Raw genomic sequence first — 20,217 nt, 5'->3', positions numbered from 1 at the left:
GAAAATTTTCAGCAAAAAAAGATGACCTACTAGAATATTACTTCTAATAGGTCATCTTTTGTCTGACACATTCTAAGCTTTGACGTTATTGAATTTATCGATATCATCAACGCTCAAAGTCGTATTTTCTTTAGCATTTTCGACCGCATCGATCACAGCGGATACTACCATATTTACTGGCAAGCTGTGATGTTCTTTCGTGCTATCAACGACGTCGTCAGCTGTGGTCATGTAAGCTGGTCTGGCGATGACTGTTCTGAATTTCCGTTGCTTTAATTCTTCTTCAGCATCACGTTTAGTGGAAATGTAGCGCCTATTGGCACCAGGAATATCATCAGCCGAAATATAAGCCATCACGGGAACTTGATTCTTTTCGACAGCATCGGCAATATTGGCGGCGCTTTGATAATTAACTTTTTCAAAAGTCAGATTTTCATTATTGTTCTCTTGGTACTCGCCGATAGTATCGATAACGACATCGACATCTTTGAGATAGTTAGTCCAAAAACCAGTTGAGAGTGCGTTACCAACTTTCCAGTCAACTTTGTCGTACCAAGCTTCATTGCCTAAGGGTTCACCAGTTCTAGAAATACTGATAACTTCGTCACCCTTATCAACAAATTGCTTAGCAAATTCTCCACCAACAAATCCATTTGCTCCAAAAATTACTACTTTTTTCGTCATTAAAATTCCTTCTTTCAACCAAACACGTTATTAAGCGAATTCTGAAAATGCTTCGTCGATTGCGTGGTAGTCACTGTTTCTTAATTCCAAATTCATCGCTTTAGCATTTTGATCGACTTGCGCGGCCTTTCTGGCACCTGGGATCACGATCGAGATATCAGGATTCTTCATGTACCAGGCGATCATGACTTGAGCGACGGTAGCATCTAATTTATTGGCGATCTTATGGACGACGCCTAAAGCAGCGATAATGTCGCTAAACTGAGCTTTGGTAAATTGATCGAATTTCTTGGCATCAGCCACACCATATTTACCCGTCAACAAACCTGATGCTAATGGGAAGTATGGCACGAATGAAATGTCATTTTTTCTCAAATATGGAAAGAGCTCTTTTTCAGCATCGCGGTGAACTAGACTGTAGTTGTCTTCCACGATATCGACCAAGCCATCTTTATTAGCTTCTTGCAACTGCTCCAGTGAGAAATTGGAAACACCGATAGCTTTGATCTTGCCAGCTTTTTTGAATTCAGCCAAAGTTTTGACAGCTTCATCTTTATGCGTAGTTTCGTCAGGAAAATGGATGTAAAAAATATCGAGATAATCCGTCTTCAAACGCTTTAAAGCTAAATCAACAGACTTCTTTAAAAATTCCGGACTATTGTCGACTTGACCATCCTTCTCAGGATTTTGGGCTGCTTTGGTAGCGATGATCAATTTCTGGCGATCGTAATTTTGGATCACATCACCAATGATCTCTTCAGAACGACCATTACCATACATATAAGCCGTGTCTAGCGTGGTAATGCCTTGATCGATAGCTTCTTTGACTACGGCATAACCATCTTCATCTTTTAGATCAGGAAAAATATTGTGGCCTCCAACTTTATTAGTTCCGAGACCGATTTTTTTACTAGTTACCTCTGATTTACCTATTTTTATCAAATTTTCCATAAAGAGCCTCCAATAAATTGTATTTTTTGGATACCATCTTTAGCATAGTCCATTTTGGCAAAAAAAATAAAATTATCTGCATATTTGATAATTTTATTCATGCTTTGATCAATAACATCACGCCGAACAAAAACAACATGCCGTAGACATATTTGACTAGCGTTGCGGTATTGATTTTTCTTGAAACGAGATTTGACAACCAAATGATGACTGCTAAGAGTGGCAATGAGATCAAAAATATTTTGACCACTTCGAGATTCCAAAATCCTGAAGCCATTTGGCTGGAAACAACGATGATCCCGGTGAAGGTGAAATGAGCTTGCAAGATGCCACGAAATTCTTTGGCCGTCCAGTTCTTCAAGGTACCATAGACTGCGACCGCAACTCCGTGCGAATTGTAGGCACTGCCTAAAACACCAGAGATCCAGCCGAATAAATAATCGAACCAGTGCGAATGAAGTCGTAAATGCGTTGCTTTGCCGCGAAAAATCTTGAACAAGTTGTAAGAACCGTAGATGATCAAGAATATTCCTAAGACACGGGCAATCGTTTGGGTACTAGAAAATTTGACGAGTGCTATCCCCATTGGGATACCGAGGATCGATCCTAATACTAAACGGATGATAACTTTCCAATTGATGTCGTGACGGTACTCGATCGTTGCTGGGATCGCTACGCATAGGCTCGTGATACCGATCAAGGCGGTGGCTGATTGGGTATCGAACGCGATCAAGGCTAGTAGCGGCATTGCTGCTAAGGCGTCTCCAAAGCCGAAGACGGTTCGAATGAACGCACCGAATAGGATTATTAGGATTACTAGGATCTCTGTCATTTTTACCTTCCCCTTTTAGTTCATTAATTTAGTTTAACTGATAATTGGTGGGGATTGTAGGGGGTTGGGAGTTTTTGGTGTGTCTGGGTTGGAGAGGGGGTTTTATCTGGTTGTTTTTTTTGAATACTGTAGTTGTTTTGTTTAGGAAGGACATTTTTCTATGGTTGTTTGTTGAATTTGCGAATACGGTAATTGTTTTTATTGTGGAAGGAATTTTGTTACAGCTAAATCTTTTAGTTTGCGAATACGGTTGCTCCAGATGTAGCGGAAACGAGCTCCAGGGGATAGCGGCCTCCGGTTTAGAAACTGTCAGCAGGCACGGCTTCGCCGCACCTTGGGTGCTGACAGTCCCTAAATCCTCAGCAGCTGTTCGACCCCGCTACGCTCTCTGTGTTTTATTCAATTTCTTTTTGGTTAGTCTCTACCCCAAAGAACCAAACTACGGCGCCGGCGAATATTGCTATGGCGCTGATTATCCAGAAGATTACATTGGTGGTGGTGACTGTTAGTAACCAGGCTACTGCTATTGGCATTGCTACGGTGAATAGTTTGGCGATTCCGTTGGCTATGCCTGAACCTCTGAATCTTACTTTGGTTGGGAATAGTTCGGCTACGTAGACTGCTACTACGCTGGCCATTAGGATGTAGAAACATGTAGTTAGTAGGAAGCCTACTGCTACTACTCCGTAAACGGTGTTTTGTTGAGCATACATCATTCCAAATACGGCTGTTAAAAAGAAGGCTGGGACGATGGTTAGTTTTCGACCGATTTTATCTACTAGGTAGGCACCAATGGCACAGCCGACAGGTGCTCCTAGCATCATTAAGGTCGATAGGCCGAGTGAGTTTCCGATGTCGATATTTTTTTGAACTAATAACGTTGGTACCCAGGAAGTGAAGGTGTATTGACAAATGATCGTTGCTGAGACAGCTACGATTGCTACAAAAAGGCTAACGCCAAAGGAATGATGATTTTTTTGACGTGGTGCTTTCTTTTCCGGATTAAAATCAGTGGTCCCATTAACTTCGAGACGTTCGATGATCTTTTGTGCTTTTTCCTCTTGTCCGTGAGCGATCAACCACCGTGGCGATTCTGGGATATCACGTCTTAAATACCAAAGAATGGCGGCAACGATACCGATCATGGCAAACATCGGACGCCAGCCGAATCGTGGAATAATTGCAGTACATAATAACATCGTGATCGGTGCCCCACAGTTGGCGATCAAAGAAGTAGCTGCACACCACTTCCCGCGATTGTGTACCGGAGCAAATTCATTGATCATGGAATATCCAGTCACTATCTCTGAACCTAGGCCAATACTAGCCATTAAACGACAAAAGATCAGAAAAGACATGTTGGGTGCGAAAGCTCCTAAAAAGGTAAAAGCACCAAATAAAATCAAATTGATTTGATAAGCTACCCGGCGACCTTTAATATCGCCAATGAATCCGGCAATGATCGACCCGATGAACAAACCGAGAAAACCACTCGATAAAAAGTAAGAATTTTGTTGGATCGTGGACCAGTTGTCTTTTAAAGTTGAACTGGCGACGGCACTAGCCATGTAGACGTCGGCAGCATCCAAGATCATACCACCTGATACTAATGCAAAAATTTTATAAAATAACGGCGACTCTTGAGTTCTGTCTAAACGAGTCTGTAATTGTTTGGACTGGATCTCCATGTTTTTACCCCCCTTGGTTGATGAGTTGTTATTAAGTTTGGTGGAAGTATTTTGTTTCTAGTAATTTAGTGTGTGAATGTGGATTTATTTTATGTTGGGAATCGCAAGATTGCTCCGGTTAGATACTGTCAGCAGGTACGGATCGATTGGCATAAATTGGTGCTAGATATTTTTGTTAACTAAACTTTCTGCAGTTTGAATCGAGCAATCTATTTTTATCCTCAAGGATTTTGAAACGAGCTCCGCAGGGTAGCGGCCTCCGGTTTAGAAACTGTCAGCAGGCTCGGCTTCGCCGCACCTTTTGTGCTGACAGTCCCTAAATCCTCAGCAGCTGTTCGATCCTGCTGCGCTCTCTGTGTTTTAATCCTCAGCAGCTGACCGTCGCCTTCCGCTCTCTGTGTTTTTAAAATTGTGGCATTTTCTTCTCAAAGTCCTCTATCTGATCCTCGTATCCCATGGTAATTGCGATATCGTCCAACCCGTTAACGAACTTATGCTTCCAAAGCGGATCGATGTCAAATTTAAAAGTTTTATCTCCGGCTTTGACTTCTTGGTTAGGCAAGTCGACTGTAATTTTTTCATCGGCTGGAATAGAGGCCAGATATTCACGTTGGTCTTCTGGTAACGTAATTGCTAACAAGCCATTCTTCGTACTGTTCATATAGAAAATGTCGCTGTATCCACCTGCGATGACGACTTTAAAGCCATAATCTTTCAATGCCCAGACGGCGTGCTCCCGACTAGAGCCACAACCGAAGTTGTCACCTGTGATCAAGATAGTGGCGTTTTGTCGCTCGTCATCATTCAAAATGAAATCAGGATTAGGCTTTCCACCTGGTAAATAGCGCCAATCGTAAAACAAATCGCGGGCATAGCCTGTCTTCAAAATATTTTTTAAAAATTGCTTGGGGATCAATTGGTCAGTATCGATATTTTCTTTCATGATCGGTACCGTCGTGTCAGTGATCGTTGTGATTGCTTGCATGTTAGATAGCTTCCTTTCTAATGTCGATAAAGTGTCCGTGGATCGCAGCGGCAGCGACCATCGCTGGACTAGCTAAATGAGTTCTCGAACCTGCACCTTGCCGTCCTTCAAAATTTCGGTTGGAAGTCGAAGCACAGTGCACACCGGCTGGAACTCGATCAGGGTTCATTCCTAAACAAGCTGAACAGCCTGGTTCGCGCCATTCGCAGCCCGCTTCTTTAAAAATTTTGTCTAACCCTAATTCTTCAGCTCGTTCTTTGATAGCGCGTGATCCGGGTACGACTAAAGCTGTGACTCCCTTTGCAATATGATGTCCTTTGATTGCTTTTGCCGCGACTTTTAGATCAGACAACCGGCCGTTAGTACACGAACCAAAGAATACAAAACGAACCAAAGAATACAAATCTGATCGGGATCTGCGAAGCTGTTTCGCCTGGTTTTAAACCAACGTATTCATAAGCTTTTTTATCATCGTCATTTTTGATCTCAGGAAATGGCTTGTCGACGGGAACGGCCATACCTGGATTAGTCCCCCACGAAACGAAGGGAGCTAATTGTTCAACATCAAAGTCGATCGTGTCGTCAAAAGCCGAGACGTCGTCAGTATAAAATTGCTTCCAATATGCGACCGCTTCGTCAAATTTTTTCGGAGCATATTTACGACCTTTGACATAATCGAAAGTCGTTTGATCTGGTTGAACGCTGCCCATTTTAGCGCCACCTTCGATGGCCATGTTACAAAGCGTCATCCGTTCTTCCATACTCATCCTTTCGATGGTGTCACCGTAAAACTCAACAGCATAGCCAGTCCCAAATGCCACTCCTTCACGGGCGATGATGCCCATGATGATATCTTTGGCATAAACGCCTTTAGGAAGTTTGCCGTGAACGTGGATCCCCATCGTCTTGGGCTTCGTCTGCCAAATAGTCTGTGTTGCCAAAACATGTTCAACTTCACTAGTACCAATACCAAAAGCAATTGAGCCAAAAGCTCCGTGAGTAGCCGTGTGCGAATCACCGCAGACGATGATCATCCCTGGTTGAGTCAAACCTAATTGAGGTCCGATAACGTGAACGATCCCCTGGTCTTCTGAGCCGATGCCAGCAAGTCTGACGCCAAATTCTTGCGCATTTTCTTGGAGAGTTTCGATCTGTTTACGAGAGATTGCATCTTTGATATTAAAAATATCGACTGTCGGAACGTTGTGATCCATCGTCGCAAAATTTTTTTCGGGACGACGAACTTGTCGATGATTTTCTCGCAATCCTTCAAAAGCCTGCGGAGAAGTTACTTCATGGAGTAACTGCAGGTCAACGTACATTAGTTGCGGATCTCCTGGTTCTCCTGCGATTACGTGTTGGTTCCAAATTTTATCGAACATTGTTTGTGACATACTTTTCACTGCTTTCCTTGATGTTTTGAATAATATTGTCAGTCACTTCCGTCGTGGTACTATTACCACCAAGATCAGGAGTGACGATTTTTTGCTCAATTGATTTATCGACCGATTTATTAATGATATTTGCCAGGTCCTGGCGTGCAAAGGAATGCTCCAACATCATGGCGACTGATTTGATCATCGAGACCGGATCGGCGATATTCTTACCAGCGATATCAGGTGCTGAACCGTGGATCGGTTCATATAAAGCTGGTCCTGTTTCGCCAGTACTCATTGAAGGGATAGTTCCTAAGGAACCAGTGATCTGGGCGGCTTCATCGCTCAAGATATCGCCGAACAAATTCTCGGTTAAAATGACATCGAATTTTTCAGGCTGAGAAATGATCTTCATTGCCATTGCATCGACGTAACTCGTGTTGTACGTGACTTCTGGATAAGCAGTCGCAACTTCGGCCACGACTTCTCGCCAAAACTTGCTGGTTGCTAAGACGTTAGCCTTGTCGACCAAGGTGACGTGCTTCTTTCTTCTCATCGCCATATCAAAAGCGACTTGAGCGACACGTTTGATCTCTTGTTTGGTGTAGCGCATCGTATCGACTGCTGCAGCAGTGGTCTTTGATCGAGGTGTCCCAAAATAAATCCCACTAGTCAATTCCCGGATGATCACAAAATCCACATCACCGTTGATCTTGATCGGCGAGAAAGGCTGCATCGCTGAACTGATCCGAGTTGGACGAATGTTGCTGAACAAATTCAGTTCCTTTCTGATCGCCAACAAACCTGCTTCAGGACGGTTCTTTGCTTGATCCCACTTAGGACCACCGATAGCTGAAAGTAAAATAGCATCACTTGATCGACAAGTTTTCAAAGTCGAGTCCGGCAAGGGTTCGCCCGTTTGGTCGATGGCCTCGCCCCCGAAGGGAGCAAAATGCAACTCATAGTCGAATCCGGCATTTTGACTGACAGCTTCCAATACCGAAAGCCCCGCTTTCATGATCTCTGGTCCAATGTAATCTCCTTGAAGTACTGCTATGTCTGCTTTTTTCATCTTAGGCGATCTCCTTGATCTGATTCATAATATTGCGAAGCTGCTCTTCGGAGACGATCGAACTGTGATCAGCAACGTGCTTGAACCTTGGAAAGATCCGCTTCATGTCTTCTTTATCGACTTGATAGCCCATCTTTTGAAGCTTCGTCATCACAGCGTGAGATCCGGAAAGTTTTCCTAGAGGTAAGGTGGTCTTATTGGCTCCAACGATCTCTGGAGTTAAGATCTCATAAGTTTGAGGGTTCTTGAGCATCCCATCTTGATGGATCCCTGATTCATGAGCAAAGGCATTCGCACCAACGACTGCTTTATTGTGTGGCACTGGCATTTCTGAAAAATGACTGATCATTTTGCTCGTCTTCATCGTCTCGGCCATATCGATATGGTTATCAGCTTGGTAATAGTCTTTTCTGACATACATCGCTGCAGCAACTTCTTATAGAGCCGCATTTCCAGCCCGTTCGCCGATGCCGTTGATCGTACCTTCGATCCTAGTAGCACCACTCTTGATAGCTTGTAAACTATTAGCGACCGCCATTCCAAGATCATCGTGGCAGTGGACTGAAAAAGTGATCTGGTCAAACATTGGGATATTTTCGCGAAGATTTTTGAAAAGACGTTCGAATTCTTCAGGGTTGGTATAGCCAACGGTATCAGGAATGTTAATCACCGTAGCACCGGCATCGATAGCAGTTTGGATCGATTCAACCAAGAAATCAGGCTCCGTTCGCGTAGCATCTTCGGGTGAAAATTCTACGATCTCAAAAAATTTATGTGCATAACTAACGCTGTCGTGGATCGAGTCGATCACTTGCTCCTTAGTCATATGTAGCTTATCTTCCCGGTGGATCGGACTAGTTGCGATAAATACATGGATCTGTTTATTTTTGGCGGCTGTCGTAGCTTTCACGCAAGCATCGATATCTTTCTTCTTAGCTCTAGCAAGTCCGGTAACTTGCGTCGTCGTAACGGCCTTAGAAACAGCTTCCACAGCTTCAAAGTCACCTTCTGATGCGACTGGGAAACCAGCTTCGATCACATCCACGCCCCATTTTTCAAGCTGTTTAGCAATAGCGACCTTGTGGTCGATATCAAAGTTAACGCCAATAGTTTGTTCACCATCTCTTAAAGTGGTGTCGAAAAATTGAATTGTTTTGCTCATAATGTAGATCCTCCATTGTCTTCTATCTATTTTTGGATAAAAAAAACACCTCATTGCTTTTAACAATGAGGTGTCGGAAAAATCTACTAGTCGAGCCCCATTGTCTAACGCAAAATAGGACTCGACATAAATTGTCAGAGTCCTGGCTAGAGCAACAAGGCTAGTAAGAAGGCCACAGAGTTGTTAGATTTAATTTGTTTGGCATAAGCTTTATTAAACATACGATGTAACCTCCTTGATTTGATACACGTATACTAGCATTAAATTTTTTAATATTCAAGGATTAATTTTAATTTGTTGTTAATTTAATTAATTGCATATTTGATGTAGTTATTGATATATCAGGGGTCAATTGGTGATTGAATTCCTTGAAAAAATTTTAGATTAGAAAATCTCTAAATATGATTTATGCTATTTTGACAATTGTTGAGCTGAAATTTTCTAAAAATCTCATTGCGGATTTTCAATGCTAAAAGAAGTTTTTCTAATACAAGTTTTCATTTATGCTGAACACATAAATATAAAAAATTCATTTCTTCGTTACACACCATATTTGATATCATTAGAAATGAGAAAACTATCGGAGAAAAGCCTTTGGAAAAAATTAATTCACCAATTGTCAAAAAAATTAAATATGACAAGAAAGAAATCGATAAAATAGACAGTTCTTTTTCAAATTTAAAAGATAATAATTACATTTTAAGTTATCCCACCGTTTACATCGTGGATGATAAAAATAAACATCAAGACCAATACTCTGTTTACGTCGGTGAAACAACTGATATCAAACGTAGGTCATTGGAACATCTTAAAGAAGACAGTGACCCAAATAATTTTTGGCAAAAAACCGAGAATTCACCTACTTCTGAAATGTACATTATCGGTCACGATCACTTTAACAAATCATTGACACTAGATATCGAAAACAAATTAATCCATTACATGTCCAGTGTTAACAACGTTACCTTGGACAATGGGAGAACCAATCCCCAAAGTGACTATTACACTGAAGATGAACTCGATGCTATTTTTTCGAAGATATGGAATAAACTTCGTGAAGACAATAAAGAACTGTTTCCTTTAGAAAGAGTTATTCGTGATTCCGCGATTTTCAAGTCTTCACCTTTCCACAAGCTAACCTCTGAGCAATTAAATGCCAAAGACGAAATCATGATGAAAATCGAGGAAGCCATCAATAGAAATAAAGAAAAGCAATTGATCCTGATCAACGGAAGTGCTGGAACTGGAAAAACGGTTTTACTAAGTAGTATCTTTTTTGAACTAGAAAACGAATCGAAACATGATGACAATAAGATTCTTGAAGGCAGTACTAATTATTTATTAGTTAATCATGACCAACAGTTAAAGGTTTATGAAAAAATTGCAGAAAAACTGGGCTTAAATAAAGATAAATCCGTTGTTTCCAAACCGACCTCTTTCATCAACCATCATTCACCCGACAACAAGGTTGACGTAGTGTTGATTGATGAGGCTCACTTACTTTGGACACAAGGAAAGCAATCATATCAAGGCGAAAATCAGTTACAAGATATCATCGACAGAGCGAAAGTAGTTGTTGCAGTTTATGACGAAAACCAAATTCTCTCTCGTGAACAGTACATGGATTCAGAAGATATGCTTCGATTAGTCTTAGAAGCCTCACTTGAAGGAAATTATATTAAATTACACAATCAAATGCGGATCAACGCCAATAAACAAACTGTACAGTGGATCAGAGGACTGATTGATAAAAAGACCGTTTTCAATATTCCTGAAGATGACAAATATGATCTAAAAATTTTTAAAGATCCACAAAGCATGTACAAAGCCATAAAAGAAAAATCAGCCAATCTTGATAATGGAATATCTAGGCTGTTAGCAACTTTTGATTGGAAATTCATCAAGGGAAAACATCCTGATGACGAGCAATACTGGAACGTCAAAGTTGGAGATTTTTCATTACCTTGGAATTTGCAACTGCCAAAACCTCGAAATAAAAAAGTTAATTACAAGGATCTATCTTGGGCTGAGCAAGATCACACCATTGACGAAGTTGGCTCAACTTTTACCATTCAAGGGTTTGATTTAAACTACGCCGCTGTGATAATTGGTCCATCGGTTAAATTACGAGATGGCAAGTTGTTCTTCGATAAGTCTGCCAGTTTCAACTCAAAAGTGACTCAACGGAGAACTTACAAAAACCAAAAAATCGACGTCTCCACTGACTTGTTAAAAAACGAATTAAATGTTTTACTTACTCGTGGAGTCAACGGATTGTATATCTACGCCGTTGACGAAGAACTTCAAAAAGAGCTTTTAAAAGCACAAAAAGGGGATATTTAAAATGACTGACCACACTTCTATGCAAAAGATCAATAAATTTAGAGATGATCGCAATTGGCGTCAATTCCACAATGAAAAAGATTTAGCCATATCCATCTCTCTTGAGGCTTCTGAGCTATTAGAGCTCTTCCAGTGGAAGAAACCCGAAGATGTAGTTGCAAAGAAACCCGATCAGCTCAAAGAAGAATTAGCTGACGTTTTGATTTATTCTTACATGATGGCTGACAACCTTGGATTAGATGTTGATGAAATCATCGATAGCAAATTGAAAAAGAACATTGCTAAGTACCCTGTTGATAAAGCCAAAGATAGTAATAAAAAATATACTGAATTATAATAAACAAAGTCGAACATCTAGTTAATTCTTGATGTTTGGCTTTTTTCGTACAATTCGTACAACATGTTAAGTGGTCATCTTATACAAAAATAGAATTTCATCTAAAAATTATATAAACAGCAGAAATTGTAAATTGATGTTCTCAAACACATAGCTTAAAGTGCAGTTGTAAAGGTTATGACAAAGAGAATATCATATGAAAAATATACTAGTATTAAACGGCTCATCTAGAACTCACAGAACGACGAAGCAACTTATCGACAGCTTTACTGAAGGTGCTGAAAAGTCCGGTAACAGTGTCCGCAAAATGAAGACCGATGAATTAAAATTTAGTGTTGCACTTTATTCCGACGACCAAGGATACAAAGAAAATCCTTATAACTTGCACGAAGTTCTAAGTGGTAGTGACGTGACCGCACGATTTTCCTAAGAAGTACTCGATGCAGACATTATTGTCTTTGCCACCCCCGTATCTCTGGTAGTTTAAAAACAGCTATCGATTACATTCAGCCAATATTGCAGGCCGTTGGATTTAAAAAATTCTTCAAGGAGAGTGTTCTGTTAGTTACTGCTGGAGGCGATGATTTTTCTCAACCAGTTGAGTGGTATAAAAGATTCGAAAAATATTTAGATTGGAAAAATTTGGGTGAAGTATTAGGAATTGAAAACATTGATCAAGCTCGCGTAATCGGTGCTGAGATCCAGTAAAAATTGTAACCAACAAAAAAAGACGAACACGATGCGATTTCTCGCTCATGTTCGTCTTTTTGTATGTCGTATTTTACCGACACTTCGTTTAATACTACGTTTGGTTTCGACAAAGTTGTCTGGTTGTAGAAATGGCATTATTTTGGTTGCCAAACTTTTCTTGTTTTATACCAAACGTTGCCCGCTTTGTAGTGGAAACGCGTTCCAGGGGATAGCGGCCTCCGGTTAACACGTGTGGTCGCGGCACGGCTTCGCCGCACCTTGTGCGCCCACTCGCGTTAATCCTCAGCAGCTGACCATCCCCTTCCACGCTCTATTTTATCTCATAATCAATAGGATCTAACTTATCAGAAGACTTCTTCAAGTTGAACATTGCTCTGAAGAAGATGACTAATAAGATAACAACACCAATTGTAAAGATGATATCAGGCACTGATCTGATGATGGTCAACATCTTTTCAGCTGGTTGTTGATAGAAACTAGCTTGTCTTGCGTGCCAGTATCCGTGGTCTAAGGCATCCTTTAGTTGTAACCAACCTAATGGCATTAGTGTGATAAATGTCATTCCAGCTAGTCCTACGTTTAGAGTGATGCAAGCCCATTTGATCCACTTCTCGACTTTTTCTGTCCAGAAGCTGGTCTTCGTCAAATGACGGATCGCAAATAGCATGATAGCTATTGAGAAGAATCCGTAAACTCCAGCCATTGAGCCGTGGGCGTGGGCTGAGGTCCATTGTGTTCCGTGTTCGAAGTAGTTGATTGCTGGTGCGTTGATCAACCAACCTAAGGCACCGGCACCCAAGGCGTTCCATAGTCCTGTTGATACTAAGAACATGAATGTTCCCTTGTATGGGAAATCTAACATACTATCACGGTAAACGCGGTAGTGTGTGTATGCTTCCCAAACTAAGAGACATAGTGGGATTACTTCTAGAGCTGAGAAACAAGCTCCTAGAGCTAACCAGATCGAGTGGTCACCTTCCCAGAAGTAATGGTGTCCCATTCCGACTACACCTGTTCCCAAGAGTAAGATCAATTGGAAATACAAGGCTCTGATAGTTGATCTGATAGTGGTCAACTTCATGTCGACTAACAAGTAACCGATCAAGATAACGGCGAATGATTCGAAGATACCTTCTACCCAAAGGTGAACGATCCACCATCTCCAGTAATCGGCAAATGTTACGTGTGAATTTGGAAGAATAAAGAGTGATGCTAAATAGAATAGTGGAATTGCTATTGATCCACAAAGTAACAATGTCAAAAGAACTGATCTGTGCTTGTTGACACGTTTCTTGATGGCAGGAATGAATCCACGGCATAAAATTACGACCCAGAGAAGCATGCCAAGGATGAATAAGATCTGCCAGAATTTACCCATCTCGGCATATTCCCAACCGTAGTGACCGAAGAGCCACCACTTGTCGTTAATAATACCTGTCACAGAGCCCCATTCACCAAGCATTGATCCCCCAACGACGATGATCAAAGCCCAGAATAAAATATCAACTAGAACTCCTTGATGTTTTGGTTCATGTCCTAATACTCGTGGTGTGATGTAAATACCTGTTGCTAACCAGGCAGTTGCGATCCAGAAAATAACTAGTTGCAAATGCCAAGTCTTAGCCAAGTTAAATGGCCAAATGTATTGCAGTGGTAGTCCGAAGAATCCTTGTTCAACGTAGTAGTGAGACATTAACTCACCTAGTAATACTTGAACTAAGAACATCAACATAACAACTAAGAAATACTTAGCTGCTTTTCTTTGCGACGGCGTGATCGGTTCACTCGTCTTGATCTCGCCCATTTCTTCATAGGCTTCAGTGTAGTCCATATCAAACGAGTACTTCTTATAGAAGTAAATAACGATCCCCATACCGGCAACGAACAAGGCAACTGAGACAGCTGTCCAGATCATAACGTCACTCGTCATGACATTTCCGGCGTCTAAGTCATATGGCCAGTTGTTAGTGTATGAGTAGATCTGGTTTGGACGGTTTGTCGAAGACATCCATGCTCCCCAGAAGAAGAAATAAGTTAGCTGATCGATCTTATCACCATGTTGCATAAAATCGTCAGTATTATTTCTGATCATATTTTCCGGCATCCCTGCTTCTTTAGGATTGTTCCGGAATTCTGTCCGATAGTACTTCGTCAAATGATTCAATCCAGCAACTTGGGCATCAGTTAAAGTCAATTGATCCTTAGATTCGTTATAACGATTGACTCGGATCTCTTTAGTAACTTTCCCTTTGATACCTGATTTTTGCTCGGTACTCAATTGCTTAAAGTCCTTATTAAAGTCCTTGTGTGCGTAGTAATTGTGCATACCATTCAAATAAACATGCAATGCTTGCGCAGTATAATCAGGTCCAAAATAAGTACCGTTCCCTAGATAAGTACCGTAATCAGTCAAACCGTATTTTTCAAAAACAGCTTGTCCTGACAATAATTGCTGCTTCGTAACGACAGTCGTACCTTGCTCATTAACGATTTTTGAAGGACGTGGAGCTTCATTCTTAAAAATCAAAAGTCCTCCGGCTATCAAGATTGAGAAGGCGACAACTAAAGTCCAAAGTAGCGTCTTATTAAGCTTCTTATAAGACGTCAAAATAATCCCCTCTTACTTACAGTCTTTAATCAGCTTGCGGATCTTTATCAATTCGTTTTCATTATGATTGAATTCAGAAAATACTTGAGCCTTATTCAACAGGTCTAACACATCGTCGCTTTGTCCATCAACTTCGCATTTATTGATGGCTAATTGCTCGTAGATGCGGGCAATGTAATAAGTAACATGATTATCCTGGCAAATCTTTACGCCGTATCGCAACAACGTATTGGCCGTTTCAAATTCTTTGCGGTTTGAGTAATACAATGAGCAGTAAAAAATAATATTGATGTAACGCCAGATCTTAGTCACATCATCGATCTCCATGCCATAAATATCATTAAATACCTTGCTGAAATAATATTCGCTCTTAGCATCATCGCCTTGTTGAGCATAAACCATACCCATACCAACGAAAGCTAGAAAAGTAAAAATCGTCTCACCTTTAGCATCGAGATCGGACAAAATACGATTAAAGTCAAATACAGCTTCCAACAGATCACCATCATCAAGAACATTCAAATATCCTTTCAAATAGTAATACTGCATCGTCGCCTTCAGGTCATCAGAAAGAGAATCCAAATCGATCTCCTTCAAAATCTCCCAAGAATTATCGTATTCCTCAATGATCAAATTAAACTCAGCCTTATTCATAGCCTGGATCTGCTTCTTCTTACCATTATTGTCGATACCAATAATATCATCCAAAGCCAGATCCAAGCGATTACACAACTGAATCAAAATCTTCATCGAAGGGATCTTGCCATTATTTTCAAACTTGCTCAAAGTAGCCTGGGTACAAATACCCTTACTAAGTGCTTTCTGTGAAAGACCCATCTCTTTCCTTTTCTCAACGAAAGATTGAATATTCACGTAACCACCCCTATATCATAATTTTCTCTACGAATAGAATTATATACTATTATAATCCCCCTTTGAATAGGTAATAAATATCCCGTATAACTGATTTCTATAACAGTCTAGTCTCATTTATCAGTTTTGTAAATAACCATTTTATATATAAAATATTCCTAAATTATATACATTGTGAAATCAAGTTAATTAAAACGCTTTCAACAATAACAGCGAGAAAAGGTCTCCAAAAGCAATATCTTGTGAAAATAAAAGATAAAGGGCAAAAATATCATCAAATATGCCCGCAAATATCAATAAATAAGCGTAAAACAAAGAGATTTTCACAGCGACAAAAGGCCAAAAAAAAGAGCAAAAAAAGAAATCTTAAAATTGGAAAACACAGTTCGAAACAAAAAACAAATAGGAATGAATTAAAAAAACAACCAGATAGGAATCAAAGAGAAAAATTCTAACAAAAATATTCAACAAGGAACTCCACCTCAATCCAAGGTACCACTGACATAAAACTAAGTACCGTGCCCCATTCCAAAAAATGATTGCACTACCTTAGGTTCTGCGTGGGGTGGAGGAAATTCGCCGTCAGCCATGAAATTCCACTTAGCGACGAAGGAGCTTAGTGGAAGGCCCAGCTCTGAGATGTCCGAAGCGGTTTTCTTCGGATAGCTCAGAGTGGTGCCCATGGCGTTCCACGGCGCAATTTCCGGAACCCCACGCAGAACCGGCAATGAACCACCCCCCAAACAACCCCCGCAATCAAAACCCCAAAACAAAAAGCCTGACTCTCAGCGAATCAGGCTTCATCAATAAAAACTTATTTATTCTTCAAATCATCAATAGTATTAATATTAGTCATATAAGTAGGAACAGCTAGACCAACCTTAGCTCCCTCAAGACTAGGACCAAGATCTTCATACTGACCCTTATAATCACTAGCAAACTTAGCAGCCGTCTTAGGCAACCAAGCACTAACCATTGCGTCTGCAGCACCAGTTGAGACAGAAGCCCAAACTGGTTGCATTTCCATTGATTGGATAGTTACATCATAACCTTGATCTCTCAATACTTGAGCGATCACGTTGGTTGAGGCAATTTCCGAATCCCAAGCGACATAAGTCATCTTGAGTTTTTCACCATGGACTTTCTTAACACCTTTGGTCCATTTCTTGACCATGTCAGGATTCTTCTTGATCCAATTTTTGGCAGCTTTATTAGGGTCGTCGCCATTGTTGACCTTCAACATAACACTCGACATCTCTTCACGATTCCAGTGGAAACGATCCAAAATTGTGTAAGCCTCAGGTTTATCTTTCTTCAATCCTTTACGAACCACGGTATCAATATGTTCTGCTTTACCGAAGACGTTTTTAGGATCTTTTAAGAATTTGATCTTATACTTAGTGAACATCCAGTGTGGTTGCCAACCAGTGATAACGATCGGACGTTTGTCCTTAATGGCTTTATCTAAGGTACTAGTCATAGCAGCAGTTGAACTAGGTTGCAATTGCCAGTTCTTCTCCTTTAGACCATATTTGTCTAAAGCTGTTTGCGTTGATGACATTACACCAGCACCAGCGTCAACACCAGTGATCGTATAGTTGATCTGTGGTCCCAATTTTTCCTTAGGGTTATAAGGAGCAGTCGTCGATCCACAGGCAGCTAATAGTGGCACCATCAATAACGCTACGAAAAAGACGCTGAGATATTTTAATTTTTTCAAATAACTCACCTATCCTTTCTTACGGCTACGTGTAAGTGACTGTGTTAGACGGTCAAGGATGATGGCTAAGATAACGATTGCTAAACCAGCAGCAAAACCGTTACCAGCATCGTTACGTCCAACGGCAAAGTAAACTTCTGTACCTAAGCCCATAGCACCGATCATGGAAGCAATAACAACCATTGATAGTGCAAGCATCATACTTTGGTTAACACCAGCCATCAAACTAGTTTTAGCTAATGGTAATTCAACTTTGAATAATTTCTGCCATTCTGTTGAGCCAAATGAATCGGCCGCTTCGATCAATTCATCAGGAACTTCACGAATACCCATGTTAGTCATTCTAACTGTTGGAGGCATTGCGAAGATAACTGAAGCTACGATACCTGGTACCATACCAATACCGAACAAGGCAACAGCAGGGATCAAGTAAACAAAGGCTGGCATTGTCTGCATGAAGTCAAGGATCGGCTTCAAGATAACTTCAGCAATGTGGCTCTTAGCCATCAAGATACCCAGTGGGATACCGATAACTAGAGCGATCAAACTTGACGTTAATACTAAGGTCAAAGTTTGTGTCATATCACGCCAGTAATCTAAGTTCCAGATCAATAGTAGACCTAAAAACTCAAATCCGAGCAAGTACCAATTTTGCTTATCGCGGTTAACGTAGAAAGTCAACGCCAAGACGATGACGATAAAAAGCCAAATTGGCAAGAGATCAAAAATCCATTGGAAAGCATTATTGATCGCACCAATGAAATTCGTGACCCCATTGAAAAATCCTGTAAATTTAACTAACCAATCAACGAAAGCATCGATCCAATCAGCTAAGGGAATTTGTGGAATATTAGTCAATATCTTTCACCTCATTTCCGGCAAGTGCACCTAGAACCGCACCACGAACGATAATACCAAGTAATTGTTTCTTATCGTTAGTTACGGCGATCGGAATTCCTGTTTGTGAAATATCATCCATCAAATCAGAAATTGGTTTGTCTTCATGAGTCGTAGGAACGTTGCTCTGAACAATCGAACGTAAGTCACTACTATTAGTTCTGATCAACTTGATAACATCATTAGCATCAACGATACCAACTAGTTTTCTTGAATTGTCGATCACATAAGCTGTTGAAACTTCATTATTTCTCATTCGTTTAATAGTTAAACGAGGACCAGCTTTATCAATATTGATCGTAACTGGTCTGATCATAACATTACCGGCAGTAAGAACTTTAGAACGGTCAACGTTCTCGATAAAGTTCTCAACATATTCATTCGCAGGATGCGTCAAAATATCTTCCGGCGTCCCCGTTTGGACGACTTCCCCATCACGCATGATCATGATCCGATCACCGAGTTTCAAAGCTTCGTTCAAATCGTGGGAAATAAAGATAATTGTCTTCTTCATATTTTCTTGAAGATCGAGCAATTGATCTTGCATATCACTTCTATTCAACGGATCAAGCGCTGAGAAGGCCTCATCCATCAAAAGGATTTGTGGGTCATTAGCCAAAGCACGGGCTAGCCCAACACGTTGTTGCATACCACCAGATAATTGTGATGGATACTCATCGTCATAGCCAGTAAGACCAACTTGTTCCAAAGCAGTCTTGGCTTTTTTAGCACGTTCTTCTTTATCAACACCTTGGATCTCCAAACCGTATTCAGCGTTCTCTAAAATAGTCCGGTTAGGAAGCAAGCCAAAGTTTTGGAAAACCATGCTCATCTTTTTACGTCTAACATTACGTAATTGTTTCTTGTCGATCTCCATCAAATTCTCACCATCGATAGAAACCGAACCGTCAGTAGGCTCAATCAAACGATTGATCATCCGGATCAAAGTAGACTTACCAGAACCAGAAAGGCCCATAATTACAAAAATTTCACCATCGTAAATTTCAAAGTTAGCCTGGTCAACACCAACAGTGGCACCAGTCTCCTTCAAAATTTGTGGCTTAGTTTCCCCTTTACGGAGCAATTCTTTAGCTTTGTTAACATGTCTGCCAAAGATCTTAGTTAAGCCTTTGACTTCAATTTTAACTTTATCTGTCATTAAATCCTCCATTCTTGAATCTCGGAAATAAAAGCAACTTACTAAATATAAAAATAGCGATTTACCAGTACAAAATTGCCATTACGTCCGCTAGATTACTTTAACAAAAATTTTTTTGTCGTTCAAACAGAACCCCGATATCAAGGCAAAATATGGGCTCTTAACCCCTTACAAAGGCTTATACCATACAAATAACCCATTCTTAAGAAATTCTTAAACTCTTTCACAATTCCGTCAAAAAAAGGCAATAAAACTGCAACAAACACCACCAATCTCCGGTCAGCCAAACATAAGCAGCAAGTGAAACAAAAAAATTCCGAATTCAAAAAAATTTAACGAACAAAATACAAAAAACAGAAAAATAATCTCTCTTTATTACATCTTTAATATACAGCGTTTACATAACATAAAACAGCAACAAATAATAAATCAGTTAAATATGACCGATTACCAAATCAAAAAAACAGTTCCTACTATAATATTACAAAAATTGAGCTCCAAAAAAACAAAGCACATTTTGCAGAAAATTTAATTAATAATAGAAGAATGAAGAAAAGCAATATTGAGTCAAGCAATTAAAGCAATATCGAGCACGCACAAAAATAAATTGAATAGATAGATACCCACAGTTCAAAAACGCAAAGACAAGAAAAACTAAGTACCGTAATCCTCACCAAAAACCTAATGATTCTGAAACCGAAGGTTCTGCGGGGGTGGAGGAAATTCGCTGTCAGGTGTGAAATTCCTACCAGATGTCAAGCTTAACCCGCAATATATCAATATTTTATTCATTGATTAGTAATTATACTATGGATATAT

At 40.3% G+C, this 20,217-nt stretch carries 16 protein-coding genes and 2 pseudogenes; 5 read left to right on the top strand and 13 right to left on the bottom strand.

From position 1 onward, the window contains the following. Positions 1–72: 72 nt before the first annotated feature. The 8 genes and pseudogenes from EKM78_RS08470 to EKM78_RS08435 form a co-directional block, all read right to left on the bottom strand. Positions 73–684, bottom strand: a complete 612-nt coding sequence (locus EKM78_RS08470) for an NAD(P)H-binding protein (RefSeq protein ID WP_125771283.1) — start codon at positions 682–684, stop codon at positions 73–75. 30 nt (positions 685–714) lie between these two features. After that, positions 715–1,635, bottom strand: a complete 921-nt coding sequence (locus EKM78_RS08465) for an aldo/keto reductase (protein ID WP_125771281.1) — start codon at positions 1,633–1,635, stop codon at positions 715–717. 97 nt (positions 1,636–1,732) lie between these two features. Further along, the gene (locus EKM78_RS08460) at positions 1,733–2,467 is read right to left on the bottom strand and encodes a sulfite exporter TauE/SafE family protein (RefSeq protein ID WP_125771279.1); all 735 of its coding nucleotides are present in this window, start codon (positions 2,465–2,467) and stop codon (positions 1,733–1,735) included. 395 nt (positions 2,468–2,862) lie between these two features. Continuing rightward, the gene (locus EKM78_RS08455) at positions 2,863–4,155 is read right to left on the bottom strand and encodes an MFS transporter (RefSeq protein ID WP_125771277.1); all 1,293 of its coding nucleotides are present in this window, start codon (positions 4,153–4,155) and stop codon (positions 2,863–2,865) included. A 403-nt stretch (positions 4,156–4,558) separates the two neighbouring features. Beyond that, on the bottom strand, positions 4,559–5,140 hold the full coding sequence (leuD, locus tag EKM78_RS08450; protein ID WP_125771275.1) for a 3-isopropylmalate dehydratase small subunit: 582 nt from the start codon (positions 5,138–5,140) through the stop codon (positions 4,559–4,561). Position 5,141: 1 nt separating this feature from the next. Continuing rightward, a pseudogene (gene leuC, locus EKM78_RS08445) lies at positions 5,142–6,534 on the bottom strand (3-isopropylmalate dehydratase large subunit). After that, entirely contained in the window at positions 6,512–7,588 is a 1,077-nt protein-coding gene (leuB, locus tag EKM78_RS08440) for a 3-isopropylmalate dehydrogenase (RefSeq protein ID WP_125771272.1), read from the bottom strand. The pseudogene leuC and the gene leuB overlap by 23 nt, the downstream one beginning before the upstream one ends. Before the next feature lies 1 nt (position 7,589). Next, positions 7,590–8,750, bottom strand: a pseudogene (locus EKM78_RS08435) (2-isopropylmalate synthase). Positions 8,751–9,344: 594 nt separating this feature from the next. On the opposite strand from EKM78_RS08435, the gene EKM78_RS08430 reads away from it, so the two are divergent. The 4 genes from EKM78_RS08430 (at position 9,345) to EKM78_RS12705 (ending at position 12,138) form a co-directional block, all read left to right on the top strand. Continuing rightward, complete coding sequence (locus EKM78_RS08430) at positions 9,345–11,093, top strand: DUF2075 domain-containing protein (RefSeq protein WP_125771270.1); 1,749 nt, start codon at positions 9,345–9,347, stop codon at positions 11,091–11,093. 1 nt (position 11,094) lies between these two features. Continuing rightward, positions 11,095–11,430 carry a nucleotide pyrophosphohydrolase gene (locus EKM78_RS08425; RefSeq protein WP_125771268.1) on the top strand — a complete coding sequence of 112 codons (336 nt, stop codon included), beginning with the start codon at positions 11,095–11,097 and terminating at the stop codon, positions 11,428–11,430. 196 nt (positions 11,431–11,626) lie between these two features. Then, complete coding sequence (locus EKM78_RS08420) at positions 11,627–11,860, top strand: flavodoxin family protein (protein WP_125771266.1); 234 nt, start codon at positions 11,627–11,629, stop codon at positions 11,858–11,860. A gap of 86 nt (positions 11,861–11,946) precedes the next feature. Further along, positions 11,947–12,138, top strand: coding sequence for a hypothetical protein (locus EKM78_RS12705; RefSeq protein WP_164507265.1), 192 nt, complete (start codon positions 11,947–11,949; stop codon positions 12,136–12,138). 313 nt (positions 12,139–12,451) lie between these two features. On the opposite strand, the gene EKM78_RS08415 is transcribed toward EKM78_RS12705, so the two are convergent. Further along, positions 12,452–14,749: a nitric-oxide reductase large subunit gene (locus EKM78_RS08415; RefSeq protein WP_125771264.1), complete on the bottom strand. Its 2,298-nt coding sequence runs from the start codon at positions 14,747–14,749 to the stop codon at positions 12,452–12,454. Between the two features lie 12 nt (positions 14,750–14,761). Then, entirely contained in the window at positions 14,762–15,622 is an 861-nt protein-coding gene (locus tag EKM78_RS08410; RefSeq protein WP_125771262.1) for a helix-turn-helix domain-containing protein, read from the bottom strand. 242 nt (positions 15,623–15,864) lie between these two features. Between EKM78_RS08410 and EKM78_RS12700 the strand changes: the two genes are divergently transcribed. Continuing rightward, complete coding sequence (locus EKM78_RS12700) at positions 15,865–16,077, top strand: hypothetical protein (protein WP_164507264.1); 213 nt, start codon at positions 15,865–15,867, stop codon at positions 16,075–16,077. A gap of 359 nt (positions 16,078–16,436) precedes the next feature. Here the strand turns inward: EKM78_RS12700 and EKM78_RS08405 are convergent, their stop codons facing one another. Genes EKM78_RS08405 through EKM78_RS08395 form a run of 3 tightly spaced genes read right to left on the bottom strand, consistent with a single transcriptional unit; the run spans position 16,437 to position 19,398 of the window. Continuing rightward, a complete protein-coding gene (locus tag EKM78_RS08405; RefSeq protein WP_125771298.1) occupies positions 16,437–17,297 on the bottom strand; it encodes a glycine betaine ABC transporter substrate-binding protein in 861 nt (286 codons plus the stop codon). Between the two features lie 54 nt (positions 17,298–17,351). Further along, positions 17,352–18,200 carry an ABC transporter permease gene (locus EKM78_RS08400; RefSeq protein WP_125771260.1) on the bottom strand — a complete coding sequence of 283 codons (849 nt, stop codon included), beginning with the start codon at positions 18,198–18,200 and terminating at the stop codon, positions 17,352–17,354. Next, positions 18,193–19,398, bottom strand: a complete 1,206-nt coding sequence (locus tag EKM78_RS08395) for a quaternary amine ABC transporter ATP-binding protein (RefSeq protein WP_125771258.1) — start codon at positions 19,396–19,398, stop codon at positions 18,193–18,195. The genes EKM78_RS08400 and EKM78_RS08395 overlap by 8 nt, the downstream gene beginning before the upstream one ends. Positions 19,399–20,217 lie beyond the last annotated feature (819 nt).

The organism is Companilactobacillus furfuricola, assembly GCF_003946325.1.
Classification (GTDB): Bacteria; Bacillota; Bacilli; order Lactobacillales; family Lactobacillaceae; genus Companilactobacillus; species Companilactobacillus furfuricola.
Note: the sequence above shows the minus strand (reverse complement) of the source record. Positions and strands in the feature narration are given on the sequence as shown.